This is a genomic window from Stenotrophomonas sp. YJH_SMC_46, from assembly GCF_059370315.1.
The window spans coordinates 41,558-56,575 of sequence record NZ_JCAFTO010000005.1 but is presented as its reverse complement, the minus strand read 5'-3'; the positions used below and the strand labels follow the sequence as shown (position 1 = coordinate 56,575).

The 15,018-nt window shown below is 66.8% G+C and carries 12 protein-coding genes; 8 read left to right on the top strand and 4 right to left on the bottom strand.

Going from position 1 to position 15,018, the window contains the following annotated elements:
• Positions 1-210 precede the first annotated feature (210 nt).
• The 6 genes from rpmH to AC5P8C_RS15955 all read left to right on the top strand — a co-directional run bounded on the left by rpmH (position 211) and on the right by AC5P8C_RS15955 (position 7,951).
• Positions 211-351 (top strand): 50S ribosomal protein L34, encoded by a 141-nt coding sequence (gene rpmH, locus AC5P8C_RS15980; protein WP_005411729.1) that lies wholly within the window; start codon positions 211-213, stop codon positions 349-351.
• 5 nt (positions 352-356) lie between these two features.
• Positions 357-851, top strand: a complete 495-nt coding sequence (gene rnpA / locus AC5P8C_RS15975; RefSeq protein ID WP_021203275.1) for a ribonuclease P protein component — start codon at positions 357-359, stop codon at positions 849-851.
• A complete protein-coding gene (gene yidC / locus AC5P8C_RS15970) occupies positions 851-2,566 on the top strand; it encodes a membrane protein insertase YidC (protein ID WP_019658795.1) in 1,716 nt (571 codons plus the stop codon). Before rnpA ends, yidC begins: the two co-directional genes overlap by 1 nt.
• 115 nt (positions 2,567-2,681) lie before the next feature.
• On the top strand, positions 2,682-5,354 hold the full coding sequence (locus AC5P8C_RS15965) for a polysaccharide deacetylase family protein (protein ID WP_495219082.1): 2,673 nt from the start codon (positions 2,682-2,684) through the stop codon (positions 5,352-5,354).
• 3 nt (positions 5,355-5,357) lie between these two features.
• On the top strand, positions 5,358-6,707 hold the full coding sequence (mnmE, locus tag AC5P8C_RS15960; RefSeq protein ID WP_495219080.1) for a tRNA uridine-5-carboxymethylaminomethyl(34) synthesis GTPase MnmE: 1,350 nt from the start codon (positions 5,358-5,360) through the stop codon (positions 6,705-6,707).
• 137 nt (positions 6,708-6,844) lie between these two features.
• Entirely contained in the window at positions 6,845-7,951 is a 1,107-nt protein-coding gene (locus tag AC5P8C_RS15955; protein WP_019658792.1) for a glycerophosphodiester phosphodiesterase, read from the top strand.
• An 87-nt stretch (positions 7,952-8,038) separates the two neighbouring features.
• Here the strand turns inward: AC5P8C_RS15955 and AC5P8C_RS15950 are convergent, their stop codons facing one another.
• Positions 8,039-8,809 (bottom strand): rhomboid family intramembrane serine protease, encoded by a 771-nt coding sequence (locus tag AC5P8C_RS15950; protein WP_019658791.1) that lies wholly within the window; start codon positions 8,807-8,809, stop codon positions 8,039-8,041.
• Between the two features lie 93 nt (positions 8,810-8,902).
• On the bottom strand, positions 8,903-9,865 hold the full coding sequence (locus AC5P8C_RS15945; RefSeq protein WP_019658790.1) for a TerC family protein: 963 nt from the start codon (positions 9,863-9,865) through the stop codon (positions 8,903-8,905).
• A 293-nt stretch (positions 9,866-10,158) separates the two neighbouring features.
• On the opposite strand from AC5P8C_RS15945, the gene AC5P8C_RS15940 reads away from it, so the two are divergent.
• Complete coding sequence (locus AC5P8C_RS15940) at positions 10,159-11,328, top strand: class I SAM-dependent rRNA methyltransferase (RefSeq protein WP_019658789.1); 1,170 nt, start codon at positions 10,159-10,161, stop codon at positions 11,326-11,328.
• 135 nt (positions 11,329-11,463) lie between these two features.
• Complete coding sequence (locus AC5P8C_RS15935; RefSeq protein WP_495219079.1) at positions 11,464-12,705, top strand: dipeptidase; 1,242 nt, start codon at positions 11,464-11,466, stop codon at positions 12,703-12,705.
• 49 nt (positions 12,706-12,754) lie between these two features.
• On the opposite strand, the gene AC5P8C_RS15930 is transcribed toward AC5P8C_RS15935, so the two are convergent.
• The gene (locus AC5P8C_RS15930; RefSeq protein WP_019658787.1) at positions 12,755-14,182 is read right to left on the bottom strand and encodes an amino acid permease; all 1,428 of its coding nucleotides are present in this window, start codon (positions 14,180-14,182) and stop codon (positions 12,755-12,757) included.
• A gap of 204 nt (positions 14,183-14,386) precedes the next feature.
• Positions 14,387-15,016, bottom strand: a complete 630-nt coding sequence (leuE, locus tag AC5P8C_RS15925; protein WP_495219078.1) for a leucine efflux protein LeuE — start codon at positions 15,014-15,016, stop codon at positions 14,387-14,389.
• Between the last annotated feature and the right edge of the window lie 2 nt (positions 15,017-15,018).

The following is a 15,018-nucleotide window of genomic DNA, read 5'->3' as shown; positions in this document are numbered from 1 at the left end:
CCAGACACAGGCCGGAAAGGGGGGAAATGGATGGCTCAGACTACCACCGAGCGCCCGCCTTCGGAATGCTTGTCCCCTACTTATTCACAAAAACATCCACAGCTATTGCACAGCCCGGTGAATTCGCGTAGTCCCCAGGGGTTGACGTGAGGGGGGGGGCCTCTCTAGAATTTCCGGTTCTTTCCGTCCCATTCATACGAGAGGCCCCCAATGGCCACGAAGCGCACCTACCAGCCCAGCAACCTCAAGCGTAAGCGCGACCACGGCTTCCGTGCCCGTATGAAGACCGCTGACGGCCGCAAGATCCTGTCGCGTCGCCGCGCCAAGGGCCGCAAAGTCCTGAGCGCCTGATTGCCATGCCGCACATCGCGGCAGACGCAATCCCTTCGACAGTGAATACTGCAGACCCGCGCAAGCGATTCCCTCGCTCTGCGCGGGTTCGCACGCGTGCCGAATATTCAACGGTCTTCAACGGCGCCCGCCGTGTGTCCGATCCGCTGATGACCCTGCACTGGCTGCCGGCTGACCGGCCGGCCAGGCTGGGTCTGGCGGTTTCCCGCAAGGTCGATCCGAACGCCGTCGGGCGTAACCGGATCAAGCGCGTCCTGCGCGACATCCTGCGTCAGACACGTACCGACATCCAGCCAGGCGACTTTGTCGTCGTGGCTCGTAGTGCTGCGCGTTCCGCCAGCAACGACGAGATCCGCCAGGCCTTCCTGCGCCTGCTGCGTCGCCTGCGTGCATTGCCCACGCCGGGCGTGGACGGCACAATGCCGCCGCCTGATGGCATCGCAACTCCTTCTTTGACCGAGCCGGCATCGCGTCCCGGCCCCGCCGAGCCTGTCCGCTGATGAACCAGACCCGCGTATTCCTCATTTTTGCCTGGCTGATGGTGGCCGTGCTGCTGTGGATGGAGTGGAGCCGTGAAAACGCTGCTCCGACCCCGGCACCAACCACCACGTCGGCCCCGGCCGCCGCACAGAGTGTTCCGGGCGCGAACCCCGGCGCCATCCCCAGCGCCCAGGTGCCGGGCGCCCCCGGCCAGGCCGCCGCACAGGCCCAGGCCAGCGCTACCCCGGCCAGCCAGCGCGTGACGGTCACCACCGACGTGCTGCGCCTGGTGCTCGACGGCGGCCGCGTGCTCGACGCCGAGCTGCTGCAGTTCCCGCAGACCAAGGACGAAGGCAGTCCGCCGGTCCGCCTGCTGACCGAAGACCCCGCCCACCCGTACAGCGCGATCAGTGGCTGGGCCAGCGAAGACAAGAACACCCCGGTTCCCGGCGCCGACGGCTTCAAGCTGGTGGGTGACACCACCGACTTCGTGCTGGCCAAGGGCCAGAACGAGCTGCAGATCCCGTTCGTGTGGACCGCCGACAACGGCGTGACCATCAAGCGCACCCTGACCGTCTCGCGCAACGAGTACGCCGTGCGCTTCAAGGACGAAGTCAGCAACGCCGGCACCGCGCCGTGGAACGGCTACGTCTACCGCACCCTGGACCGCACCCCGACCATTCTGTCGCGGAGCATGACCAACCCGGATTCCTTCAGCTTCAACGGTGCCACCTGGTACGACAATGACAAGAAGTACCAGCGTCGTGCGTTCAAGGACTACCTGGAAGACGGCACGCTGAACCAGAACATCACCGGCGGCTGGCTGGCGATGCTGCAGCACCACTTCTTCACCGCCTGGATCCCGCAGAAGGACCAGACCGCACACTACGTGCTGTCGCAGGTGGCCGGTCGTGACCTGATCGAAGCGCGTGGCCCGGCCTTCACCGTGGCGCCGGGCCAGTCGACCAGCACCGAAGCCCGCCTGTGGGTCGGCCCGAAGCTGGTCAACCTGATCGCCAAGGAAGATGTGCCGGGCCTGGACCGCGTGGTCGACTACAGCCGCTTCTCGATGATGGCGGTGATCGGCCAGGGCCTGTTCTGGGTGTTGAACCAGGTGCACAAGCTGGTCGGCAACTGGGGCTGGGCGATCGTCGGGCTGGTGGTGCTGCTGAAGCTGGTGCTGTACCCGCTGTCGGCAACCCAGTACAAGAGCGGCGCCAAGATGCGCCGCTTCCAGCCGCGCATCGCGCAGCTGAAGGAACGCTATGGCGATGACCGCCAGAAGTTCCAGACCGCGATGATGGAGCTGTACAAGAAGGAAAAGATCAATCCGATGGGCGGCTGCCTGCCGATCCTCATCCAGATGCCGATCTTCTTCGCCCTGTACTGGGTGCTGGTGGAATCGGTCGAACTGCGCCAGGCGCCCTGGTTCGGCTGGATCCAGGACCTGACCGCACGCGACCCGTACTTCATCCTGCCGGTCATCAACGTGGCAGTGATGTGGTTCACCCAGAAGCTGACCCCGGCACCGGGCATGGACCCGATGCAGCAGAAGATGATGCAGTTCATGCCGCTGGTGTTCGGCGTCATGATGGCCTTCATGCCGTCCGGCCTGGTCCTGTACTGGGTGGTCAACGGCGGCCTGGGCCTGCTGCAGCAGTGGTGGATGACCAAGCGCCATGGCGGCGAGCCGGTCCCGGCCACCACCGCTCCGGCCCCGGTCAAGAAGAAGTAATCGGTAGAGCCGGCCGCTGGCCGGCTGACCCCAGCAAAAGCCCGCCGCAAGGCGGGCTTTTCGCATGCGGCGTTAGAATCGCCGGCACACCGTTCCTCCCACCTTCGAGTCCGCCATGCCGCGTGCGTCGTCGTTCCGCCTGTTCCTGCCCTCGCTGTTGTTGACCCTGGTTGTTGCCGGCTGCGGCGACAAGGACGCGAAGGCGCCGGCGACCACCGTCACCCAGGCGAGCGCGCAGGCCGCGGCCGCCGCCGATCCCGCGGCCGCACCGTTGTTGGCGGCCCTGCAGAAACAGCTCGACGGCTACCGCCGGATCATCGTGCTGCTGGCCGACGAGGAACATCAGTCGGCCGCCGACCGCGGTACCTCCACGCGCGTGGGCCAGCAGCTGTTCCACGATGGCCTGGAACAGCGCACGGCGATCGCCGCGCAGTTCGACACCCTGCTGCGCGGCTCCAGCCCGCAGCGCTTCGCCACCCTCGGCACCGTGCTGGACTACATCGAGTCGGCGCCGGAACTGTTCGACGCCGACCGCCTGGCCTTCCGCGAAGTACTGCGTGATCTGCATGAGCGCGTCGGCACCGATTCGTCGCTGCCGGCGGTGAAGCTGCACCAGCGCATCGGTGAGGATCTGGAAGCGCTCGATGAGATCGAGCGCAACTACAACCAGGAACTGACCCGCATCTTCAGCCGCTTCGAGCGCACCCGCGCCATCGAGCTGAAGCGCGAGAAGTGGGAGGACTACATCGCCCACCTGCACAAGGACTACAGCCGCGAAGCGATCCTGCGCGACTACGGCGTGATCGAGCCGTACCCGATGTCGATGAAGGACAGCGACCGCGAGATCTTCGGCCGCGACCTGCCGGCCAAGACCGTGGTGCTGACTTTCGACGACGGTCCGCACAAGGCCTATACCGATGAAGTGGTGGCCATCCTCAAGCGCTATGACGTGCCGGGTGTCTTCTTCGAAGTGGGCCGCAACCTGGGCAAGGTCGAGGCCGACGGCAAGGTCAGCCTCGGCCCGATGGCGAAGATCAGCCGCAACCTGATGGAAGAAGGCTATGCGGTCGGCAACCACAGCCTGACCCACGCCCAACTGTCGCGCACCACCGGTGACGCGCTGCGCCAGCAGGTGCTCGACACCGACACGCTGCTGAAGGATGTCGACAGCAAGCGCGCGCCGCTGTTCCGCTTCCCGTACGGCGCGCGCAACGCCGAAGGCCTGCAGCTGCTCAACGAGGCCGGACTGAAGTCGATCATGTGGAACATCGATTCGATGGACTGGGCCGACCCGGTGCCGGAATCGATCGTGCAGCGCGTGCTGGACCAGGTGAACAAGGAACAGCGCGGCATCATCCTGTTCCACGACATCCACGATCGTGCAGTGAAGGCACTGCCGCAGATCCTCGACCGGCTGATCGCCGATGGCTACCAGTTCGCCGGCTGGAACGGCCGCGACTTCACCGTCGCCCGTGCGCGCAAGGGCGATACCGGTGCCGCGACCGTCACCACCGGCTACGAGAAGTCGTGGGCGATCGTGGTCGGCATCGACAACTACGCCAAGTGGCCGAAGCTGGAATACGCCAGCCACGACGCGCAGGCGGTGGCCGGTACCCTGACCGGGCAGTTCGGCTTCCCGTCCTCGCAGGTGATCGTGCTGAAGAACGAGCAGGCCACCCGCAACAACATCCTGGCCGCCTTCCACGACCGCCTGGCCGATGACCGCACTGGCAGGAACGACCGCGTGTTCGTGTTCTTCGCCGGCCACGGCGCGACCCGCCAGCTCGCCTCAGGGCGCGACCTCGGCTACATCATCCCGGTTGATTCGGACCCGAGGGAATTCGCTACCGATGCCATCGCGATGACCGATATCCAGAACATCGCCGAGAGCATGCAGGCCAAGCACGTGATGTTCGTGATGGATGCCTGCTACAGCGGCCTGGGCCTGACCCGTGGTGGCCCGTCGTCGTCGTCGTTCCTGCGCGAGAATGCCCGCCGCAGCGCGCGGCAGATGCTGACCGCCGGCGGCGCCGACCAGCAGGTGGCCGACGCCGGCCCGAACGGTCACTCGGTGTTTACCTGGGTGCTGCTGCAGGCGCTGGCCGGCAAGGGTGACCTCAACGGCGACGGCCTGATCACCGGTACTGAACTGGCCGCCTACGTGGCGCCGGCCGTCTCGGCCGTTTCGCACCAGACGCCGGCCTTCGGCAGCCTGCCCGGTTCGCAGGGCGGCGAGTTCGTGTTCCAGGTGCCGGACAGCCAGGAATTCCTCAATGCCGATACGCGCCAGCTGACCGCCGATGCAATCGCACTGAACAACAAGGTGGATGCCGCCAGCGAGGCCAAGGGCAGCCAGGCGCCGGTGACGGTGGCTGACCTGCAGGGCGGCAAGGCCAAGCTGGTAGTGCCCTCCGCCGGCCCGGCGTCCGACCGCCAGCGCGCGCAGCAGGCCAACGACCGTGGCCTGCAGCTGTACCGCGAGAAGCAGTACGACGAGGCAGTCGCGCAGTTCACCGAAGCACTGAAGCTGCGTCCGGACTTTGCCCAGGCCGCCAACAACCTCGGTTTCGTCTACTACCGCCAGCAGCGCTATGCCGAAGCGGCGCGCTGGCTGGAGAACACGCTGAAGATCGACCCATCGCGCGCCGTGGCCTATCTCAACCTGGGTGATGCCTACTTCAACGCCGGCGACAAGGCCAAGGCGAAGCAGGCCTACACCACCTACCTGGCGCTGCAGCCGCAGGGCAGCGGTGCCGCGCAGGCACGCACGCAGCTGGAGAAGCTCTGAGCCATGAACGACGCGATCCGCACCGACACCATTGTGGCCATCGCCAGTGCCCCCGGCGCCGGCGGTGTCGGCCTGTTGCGCCTGTCCGGTCCGCGCGCTGCGGCGATTGCCAATGCGCTGGGGGCGCCCGCGCTGCAGCCGCGCCACGCGCACTACGCGCGCCTGCGTGATGCCGACGGCGAGGTCATCGACGATGGCATCGTGCTGTGGTTCCCGGCACCGAACAGCTTCACCGGCGAAGAGGTGGTGGAACTGCAGGGCCATGGCAGCCCGGTGCTGCTGCAGCAGCTGGTCGCGCGCTGCATCGCGCTCGGTGCGCGCCAGGCGCGGCCGGGTGAGTTCAGCGAACGCGCGTTCCTCAACGGCAAGCTCGACCTGGCCCAGGCTGAGGCCATCGCTGACCTGATCGCCGCCGGCGACAACCGTGCCGCACGCGCTGCACGACGCTCGCTGGATGGCGTGTTCTCGCGCCGCATCGAGGCCGTGGTCGAGCAGCTGGTCACGCTGCGCATCCACGTGGAAGCGGCCATCGACTTCGCCGACGAACCGCTGGATACGCTCGGTGGCGCACAGGTGCGGCGCGGGCTGGAACAGGCGCGCAGCGACTTGGCCCTGCTGCGCCGCGATGCCGAACGCGGTCGCCGCCTGCGCGATGGCCTGCACGCGGTGCTGATCGGTCCGCCCAATGCCGGAAAGAGCTCATTGCTCAATGCGCTGGCCGGCAGTGAACGCGCCATCGTCACCGACATCGCCGGCACCACCCGCGACACGCTTCGCGAGACCATCCGCCTGGACGGGCTGGAACTGACCCTGGTCGATACCGCTGGCCTGCGCGACGGCGGCGACGCCATCGAACGCGAAGGCATGCGCCGCGCCCATGTGGAGATCGAGCGAACCGACCTGGCCCTGATCGTCTTGGACGCGCGCGATCCGGCGGCGGGTGAAGCGGCGCTGGGCGAGGCCGTGGCAGCGGTGCCACACAAGGTCTACATCCACAACAAGTCGGACCTGCTGGATGCGCTGCCGATGCTGGACGACCCGGACCGTGTGTTCGTCTCGGCTGCGACCGGTGCCGGCCTGGAGGATCTGCACGCGCGCCTGCGTTTGATCGCTTCGGCCGGGGCAGGGGAGCAGGCGGATGGCGAGTTCTCCGCGCGCGCGCGGCATGTGGATGCAATCGAGCGTGCGCAGGAGCACGCGCAGCGCGCCGATGGCGAGCTGGCGCAGGAGCACCTGGAACTGGCCGCCGAAGAGCTGCGGCTGGCGCATGACGCGCTGGGCGATATCACCGGGCAGATGAGTGCGGATGATCTGCTGGGAAGGATCTTCTCCAGTTTCTGCATCGGCAAGTAACTGTAGAGCCGAGCCCATGCTCGGCTGCTCTACCCGTCAGCCGAGCATGGGCTCGGCTCTACAGGTGCGGGCTTCCCCCACCTGTCACATTGCCGCCGCATACTGGCGCCCATCACATACCGCTTGGGGAAGTCGCAGTGAAGTCGTGGGGTTGTGCGTTGCTGTTGTCGCTGGCCGTGGCACCATCGGTGGCCATGAGTGCTGAATCCTCCACCCCGGCCACGCCCAAGGTGTCGGTCTATGGCCATCGCGGGGCGAGCGCGTTGCTGCCCGAGCACACCCTGGCCGCCTATGCGCAGGCGATCGCCGATGGCGCCGACTACATCGAGCCGGACCTGGTGATGACCAGGGACGGAATGATGGTGGCCCGCCACGAGAACGAGATCAGCGGCACCACTGATGTGGCCTCGCATCCGGAGTTCGCCAGCCGCCGCACCAGCAAGGTCATCGACGGGCAGAAGGTCGACGGCTGGTTCACCGAAGACTTCACCCTGGCCGAGCTGAAGACCCTGTACGCGCGCGAGCGCCTGCCGGAACTGCGCAGCACCGCCTATGACGGCCAGTTCCGCATCGCCAGCCTGGACGAGATCCTCGCATTCCTTGTCCAGCAGGCCGGGCGTGCCAACCGTGGCATCGGCCTGGTGCCGGAGATCAAGCACCCGACCTACTTCCAGTCGATCGGCCTGCCGATGGAAGACAAGCTCCTGACCGCGCTGCGTGGCAATGCCTATACCAACGTCGGCCCGGTCACCATCCAGTCGTTCGAGACCGCCAACCTGCGCTACCTGCGCGGCAAGATCCCGCGCGGCAGCAACATCCGCCTGCTGCAACTGCTGTGGAAGGGCGGCACCCAGCCGGCCGACATCGCCAAGGCCGGTGGCACGCTCACCTACGCGCAGATGATGACCCCGGCCGGACTGAAGGACATCGCCAGCTACGCCGACGGCATCGGCCCGGAACTGCGCTCGATCATTCCGCTGGATGCCAAGGGCGCGCTGAGCACTCCGACCACGCTGGTACAGGACGCACATGCAGTGGGGCTGATGGTGATTCCGTACACCTTCCGTCCGGAGAACCACTTCCAGGCCAGCAACCTGCGCAAGGGCGCCGACACCGCGCGCAATCCCGAAGGTTCGATTGCCGAGATGCACGCCTATCTGGCGACCGGCATCGATGCGTTCTTCACCGATGATCCGGCGCTGGGCCGGCAGGCGGTGGATGGCATGGGTGCGGCCGGGAACTGACGCTGCAACGCGTCGCCGGGCATGGCCCGGCGCTACCCCGGACGCCCACTCACGGTAGCGCCGGGCCATGCCCGGCGGCCCCTCGCTTCAACCGCGCGGTTCGTCCGGCCGGCGGAAAGGAATCACCACGTAGTCCTGGCCCTCGCGCGGCTGCCACAGCACCGGCACGCGCTGTGGCGACGGCGGCTCCAGCTCGTCGTCGGCCAGCGGTTCTGCCTCGTCTTCTTCGTCTTCCCAGCTGTAGCGCGGGCGCGGCGGCAGCGGGTCGGCGTTGCGGAACAGCAGCGCGGCGATGATGCCGGCGAAGGCGCCGCCCATGTGCGACTGCCAGGACACGCCATCGGCGTGTGGCAGGATGGTCATCAGCATGCCGCCGTAGAACAGCATGCCGATCAGGCCGGTGGCGATGGCCGTGCGGTCGCGGCGCAGCAGGCCCAGGCTGGCCAGCAGGAACATCAGGCCGTGGGTCACGCCGCTGGCGCCCAGGTGCACGCTGCCCGGATTGCCCAGCATCCACGCGCCGATGCCCGAGCCCAGCCACAGCAGGGGCAGGGCGCGTACGGTTGCTTTCGGGTAGACACTTCCAGCCAGCGTGCCCAGGATCAGGAGCGCGATGCTGTTGGCGGCGATATGCTCGACCGAGGCATGCAGCATCGGCCCACCGATCAGGCCAAGCAGGCCCTTGGCTTCCAGCGGTGCGACCGCCCACGGCCGCCAGTCGAAGGTGCCCTGCAGGGCGAACACGGCCACCAGCACCAGCACAGCGGCAAGGCTGAGATTGAACGCCCGCAGGATGCGCGAGCGGTCATCGCGAGGGGCCGGCACGTCGCCGGCGGGCAGGGGCGCGTTGTTGTCCATACCTCAGCAATGGCGGTGACTGGCGCGAAACCAAGGCCACCGCTGCGGGAGAGTGGGTGCGGCCGGCGGGACAATCCCGCCGGCCGGCCATGATCAGGCGTGGCCGGAGCCTTCCTTCGGCGGGTACTTCAGGCTCAGTACCACGGTGGCGGCGATGATGACCGCGACCACGCCCAGCGACACCGGGGTCGGGATCTTGAACAGGTCGATGATCATCATCTTGATGCCGATGAAGCCCAGCACCAGCGCCAGGCCATACGGCAGCAGGTGGAAGCGGTCGGCCATGCCGGCCAGCAGGAAGAACATCGCGCGCAGGCCCAGCACCGCGAACACGTTGGAGGTGAGCACGATGAACGGGTCGGTGGTGATCGCGAAGATCGCCGGGATGCTGTCCACCGCGAAGATCACGTCGGTGACCGCGATCAGGATCAGCACCGCGAACAGCGGGGTGAACCAGCGCACGCCGTCGCGCTTCACGCTCAGCGCGTTGCCGGCGTAGTCGGGCAGCAGGCGCAGGTGCTTGCGCATCCAGCGCAGGGCCGGGTTGGTCTCCAGGTCCGGCTCCTGGCCGGCGGCAAACCACATCTTCCAACCGGTGAAGAGCAGGAAAGCACCGAATACGTAGAGCAGCCAATGGAACTGGCTGATCAGCACGCTGCCGGCGAAGATCATGATCGTACGCAGCACGATCGCACCCAGGATGCCGATGATCAGCACCTTCTGGCGCTGCTCATCCGGCACCGCGAAGTAGCTCATGATCATCAGGAACACGAAGATGTTGTCGACCGCGAGCGCCTTCTCGACCAAGTAGCCGGTCAGGAATTCGAGGCCGACCTTGTTCGCTACCACCTGGCCGGCGGTCTCATTCAGGTAGTACCAGAGGCCGGCATTGAACAGCAGGGCCAGCGCGACCCAGCCGATGGACCACCACAGGGCCTCCTTGAAGGTGACCTTGTGCGGTCCACCATGGCGCATCAACACGAGGTCGACCAGCAGGGCGATGACCACCACCGCTGCGAAGCCGCCCCACAACCACACGTTACCGATCGTCTGCATTGGGAATGTCCGTTGGAAAGATGAATGCCAAGCCGGACGGCGAGGATCTGCAACGGAGGATCGGGAGGGGGATCCAGGGACAGAGCTTCGCCAGTACGGCGAAGGTCTCGCTCGCAGTTCCAGTCGGCTGGAACTGCCGTTGCACCGGAGCCTGCGGGCTCGAAATGACGGCGACAACGTCTGGGAGCTACTCCCCTTCTGCTGCCGATTCTGCGGCCTGGCCGGGCCGCCGTCAAATGCCGCGCCGGGCCCTGGATTTCCGGCCCCCGGTGCCCCCCGGCTACAATGACCGGATGAATACCCCCCTTCCGATTGTCCGCCTCAAGAATGCGTGGCGTTCCAGCCACCCGTGGATCTTCCAGAAACTGGTCGAGAAGCCGACCGTCCGGCCCAAGCCCGGTTCCATCGTCGACGTGGTCGGCATCGATGGCGAGTTCATTGGCCGCGGGTTCTACAACGGGCACTCGCGCATTGCCGTGCGCATCCTTGAGACCGACCAGAACGTGCCGGTCGATGCCGGCTGGTTCTCGCGCAAGATCGCCCAGGCGGTGTCGCTGCGCCGTGAGGTGCTGAAGCTCGACGCGGTCTCCGACGCCTGGCGCGTGGTGCACAGCGAAGGCGACGGCCTGTCCGGCCTGGTGGTGGATCGCTACGGCGACCTGGTGGTGGTCGAGTTCTTCGCCGCCGGCATGTTCCGCCACCGCGAATGGATCTACGACGCCCTGCGCGAGCAGTTCCCGGGCTGCCGTTTCCACAGCTTCGCCGACGAACACGTGCAGAAGCAGGAGAGCTTCGACTTCCACGGCAACACCACCACCGAAGCGGCGGTGATCACCGAGTACGGCATCAAGTTCCGCGCCGACCCGGCCGGTGCACACAAGACCGGCTTCTTCGCCGACCAGCGCGAGAACCGCGAGTGGCTGAGCCAGCAGGTGGAAGGCAAGAGCGTTCTGGACCTGTGCTGCAACACCGGTGGCTTCGCCGTGTACGCAGCAGCGCGTGGCGCCTCGGAAGTGGTCGGCATCGACATTGATGAGGACGTCATCCAGATCGCCAAGGGCAATTCGCGCCTGAACAACGTGCGCCCGAAGTTCATCCAGTCCGATATCTTCCCGTGGCTGCGCGACGCCGCCAACCGCGGGGAGCAGTACGACGTGGTGATCCTGGACCCGGCGAAGATGACCCGCGACCGCGACCAGGTCATCACCGCACTGAAGAAGTACCTGGACATGAACAAGCTGGCGCTTGGCGTGGTGAAGCCGGGCGGCCTGTTCGCCACGTTTTCCTGCACCGGCCTGGTGGCCGAGGACCAGTTCCTCGACATGCTGCGCCGCGCGGCCTATTTCTCCGGCCGCACGATCCAGATCCTGAAGGTCGCCGGCGCCGGCCCGGACCATCCGTTCATGGCCCACGTGCAGGAATCGCGTTACCTCAAGGCCGTGTTCTGCCGCGTGGTGGATTGACCGCGTGACTGCCGATCTCTGTAGAGCCGAGCCCACGCTCGGCTGATCTGTCTGGCAGCCGAGCCCATGCCCGGCGCTACAAAACGGCGGGCCACAGCGCTATGGTCGGGCTCTTCCCAACACCGGTGAGAGCCCATGCCATCGTTGCGCCACCTGTCCTTCGTGCTTGCCGTGGCGCTGTGCGCGCCACTGTCCGCCCACGCCATCGAGTTCAGCACGCAGGAGCTGGCCCGCGCCAAGGCCCTGCAGCAGCGCCTGGTCACCCTCGACAGCCATCTGGATACGCCGGCCAATTTCGGCCGCACCGGCTTCGACATCGAACAGCGCCACGACCGCAACGCACTCTCGCAGGTGGACTACCCGCGCATGGTCGAAGGCGCGCTGGACGGCGGGTTCTGGGCGATCTACACCGACCAGGGCGACCGCAGCCCCGCCGCTCACCTGGCCGAACGTGACCACGGGTTGCAGCGGTTGCTGGAAATACGCGAGATGCTGGCCGCCAACCCCGAGCGGTTCGCGCTGGCACTGACCGCCGATGACGCGGCGCGGATCAAGGCGGCCGGCAAGCGTGTGGTCTACATCAGCATGGAAAACGCCAGCCCGCTGGTGGCCGATCCCAGCCTGCTCTCGTTCTACCACCGCGCCGGCCTGCGCCTGCTCAGCACCGTGCACTTTGCCAACAACGAGTTCGCCGATTCGGCCACCGATCCCAAGGGTGCGGAATGGAAAGGACTTAGCCCGGCCGGCAAGGAGCTGGTGCGGCAGGCGGTGAAGCTGGGCATCGTGATCGACCAGTCACATGCATCGGATGCGGTGTTCGACGATCTGCTGGCAATGATGCCGGTACCATTCGTGCTGTCGCACAGCTCGGCCAAGGCGGTCTACGACCACCCGCGCAATCTTGACGACGCGCGCCTGCGCAAGCTGGCCAAAGCCGGCGGCGTGATCCAGGTGAACGCCTATGGCGGCTACCTGATCGACACCGCGAAGACGCCCGAGCGCAAACAGGCCGAGGAAGCGCTGAGCAAGCAGCTGGGCGGCTGGGAAGGCATGGGCATCGAACAAGGCGTTGCCCTGCTGAAGGCCGAACAGGCACTGGACCACGAGCACCCGGTGCGGCACGCCAGCCTGGACGACTTCTTCGCCCACTTCGACCACATCCTCACGGTGGTCGGCCCTGAGCACGCGGGCATCGGCCTGGACTGGGATGGTGGTGGCGGACTGAGTGACCTGCCCGATGTCAGCCAGCTGCCGAAGATCACCGCGTGGCTGCTGCGCAAGGGCTATACCGACAAGCAGATCGCCGGCATCTGGGGCGGCAACCTGCTGCGGGTGATGCGCCAGGCGCAGGACTACGCCGCAAAGCAGGGCGGTTGAAACGCCCTGCGGTGGTGCCGGCCAGCGGCCGGCACTACCGGTGATCGGTCTATTTCGCGATCAGCGCATGGCGTCGGCTGTACAGCAGGTACAGCACCAGGCCGGCCACGTTCCACAACAGGAAGTACAGCTGGGTGGTGTGCGGCAGGCTGATGAACAGGTAGATGCAACCCAGCGCGGCCAGCGGGCCAACCACGAAGGCCAGCGGCGTCCGGAACGTGCGCGCGCGGTCCGGCTCGCGCAGCCGCAGCACCACCAGGCAGATGCCTACCGCAGTGAACGCGGCCAGGGTACCGGCGTTGGCCAGTGCGGCAATCTCGTCCAGGCGCGCCACGCCGGCCAGCGCGGAAACCACGACCGCAGTGAACAGCGTGGTTGCCACCGGCGTGCCGGTACGTGCGTTCACCTTGGACAGGCGACGCGGCAGCAGGCCGTCGCGGCTCATCACGAAGAAGATGCGGCTCTGGCCGTACAGGAAGGCCAACAGCACGGTCGGCAGGGCGATGATCGCGATCACGCCGATCACCATCGCCGCGGTCGGATGGCCCAGCTGGCGCATGATCAGGGCCAGCGGCTCGGCGCTGTGGCCGAACACCGCGTAGCTCATCGCACCCACGGCGGCCAGCGCCACCAGCACGTAGACGATGGTGCAGCCGATCATCGAACCGATGATGCCGATCGACAGGTCGCGGCCCGGGTTCTTGGTTTCCTCGGCGGCGGTGGAGATCGCATCGAAGCCGTAGAAGGCGAAGAAGATGATCGCCGCTGCCGCCATCACGCCGTGCTCGACGCCATCGGGGCCCATCGACTTGGCGAAGCCGTACGGCATGAACGGCTGCAGGTTGGCGCTGTCGAACGCGGGCAGGGCCACGGCCACGAAGATGGCCAGCGCGATCAGCTTGAACACCACCAGGATCGCGTTGAGTGTGGCGCTTTCCTTGGTGCCGGCCATCAGCATGCCGGCCACCAGCCAGGTGATGATGATCGCCGGCAGGTTGATCATGCCGCCTTCCACGTGCGGGCCGGCCGCCAGCCAGGCCGGCAGGTGCACGTTCCAGCCGAACTGGGTGTGGACCCATTCGAGGAAGCCGACGAAGTAGCCGGACCAGCCCACCGCCACCGTACTCACCACCAGCGAGTACTCCAGGATCAGGCTCCAGCCCACCACCCAGGCGAACACCTCGCCCAGCGCACTGTAGCTGTAGGTGTAGGCACTGCCGGCGGCGGGCATCATCGTCGACAGCTCGGCGTAGGACAGCGCCGCGCAGGCACAGACCGCACCGGCGATGGCGAAGGAGATCAGCACGGCCGGGCCAGCCAGGTTGGCACCGACGCCGATCAGCGTGTAGATGCCGGTACCGACGATGGCGCCGATGCCCAGCGCGATCAGGTGCGGCCAGCTGAGCGTCGGGATCAGGCGCCTGCCGGCTTCGTGGACGGTGACGGAATCTAGGGACTTGCGCCGGAACAGGGACATGCAGGCCTCGGAAGGGGTGACTTAGAACGACAAGTTCCCGAGTGTGACCGAACGCAGCGCAGCATTACCACTGACGGGGGTCATGATTGCCGGCGCGCGCGCTGCACCGCGACCAGACTGCCGGAATCGGCATAAAGCAGGCCGGGGCGCCAGAGGCGGTGCCGGCGAACAGCAGGGCCAGGCCGAGCAGCGGCAGCCGCCCGTTCATCCGTTCAACCCCAGCCGGATGCCGAACCCCACCAGGAACAGGCCGGCCACGCGGCGCAGCGCATCGCTGATCCGCGGGTGCTGGATCAACCGGCGACGGGCCAGGTTGCCCACGCCGATCAGCATCGAGCAGTAGGCGATACTGAGCACCAGGATGATGCCGGCCAGCGCGGCGAAGGTGGCGATGCCCTGCTGTGCCTTCGGATCGATGAACAACGGCAGGAAGGCCATGTAGAACAGGATCGCCTTCGGATTGAGCAGGCTGACCAGGATCGCCTGCTGGAAATAGCGGCCGGGCTGCATGCGGATCGGGCTGGCGTCGCCACCCTCGTGCTTGGGCGTGCGCAGCAGGCTGATGCCCACCCACACCAGGTAGGCCGCACCCAGGTACTGCACGGCGTGGAACACCAGCGGGTTCGCCTTGAGCAGTGCGGCCACGCCGGCCAGCGCCAGCCACATCAGGATCTGGTCGCCGACCAGCAGGCCGGCCAATGCGGTGTAGCCGCCACGCACGCCGCCACGGCCAGTGGCGGTCAGCAGGGTGAAGGTGCCGGGGCCGGGCAGGGCGAGAAACACCAGCACGGCGACCAGAAACGTCCACAGGTCCTGGATGCCCATCCACGGCATGG

Excerpts from the sequence above, each read along its gene's own strand:
- rpmH (WP_005411729.1), top strand. The coding sequence starts at position 211 with ATGGCCACGAAGCGCACCTACCAGCCCAGCAACCTCAAGCGTAAGCGC.
- rnpA (WP_021203275.1), top strand. The coding sequence starts at position 357 with ATGCCGCACATCGCGGCAGACGCAATCCCTTCGACAGTGAATACTGCA.
- yidC (WP_019658795.1), top strand. The coding sequence starts at position 851 with ATGAACCAGACCCGCGTATTCCTCATTTTTGCCTGGCTGATGGTGGCC.
- AC5P8C_RS15965 (WP_495219082.1), top strand. The coding sequence starts at position 2,682 with ATGCCGCGTGCGTCGTCGTTCCGCCTGTTCCTGCCCTCGCTGTTGTTG.
- mnmE (WP_495219080.1), top strand. The coding sequence starts at position 5,358 with ATGAACGACGCGATCCGCACCGACACCATTGTGGCCATCGCCAGTGCC.
- AC5P8C_RS15950 (WP_019658791.1), bottom strand. The coding sequence starts at position 8,809 with ATGGACAACAACGCGCCCCTGCCCGCCGGCGACGTGCCGGCCCCTCGC.
- AC5P8C_RS15945 (WP_019658790.1), bottom strand. The coding sequence starts at position 9,865 with ATGCAGACGATCGGTAACGTGTGGTTGTGGGGCGGCTTCGCAGCGGTG.
- AC5P8C_RS15940 (WP_019658789.1), top strand. The coding sequence starts at position 10,159 with ATGAATACCCCCCTTCCGATTGTCCGCCTCAAGAATGCGTGGCGTTCC.
- AC5P8C_RS15935 (WP_495219079.1), top strand. The coding sequence starts at position 11,464 with ATGCCATCGTTGCGCCACCTGTCCTTCGTGCTTGCCGTGGCGCTGTGC.
- AC5P8C_RS15930 (WP_019658787.1), bottom strand. The coding sequence starts at position 14,182 with ATGTCCCTGTTCCGGCGCAAGTCCCTAGATTCCGTCACCGTCCACGAA.
- leuE (WP_495219078.1), bottom strand. The coding sequence starts at position 15,016 with ATGCCGTGGATGGGCATCCAGGACCTGTGGACGTTTCTGGTCGCCGTG.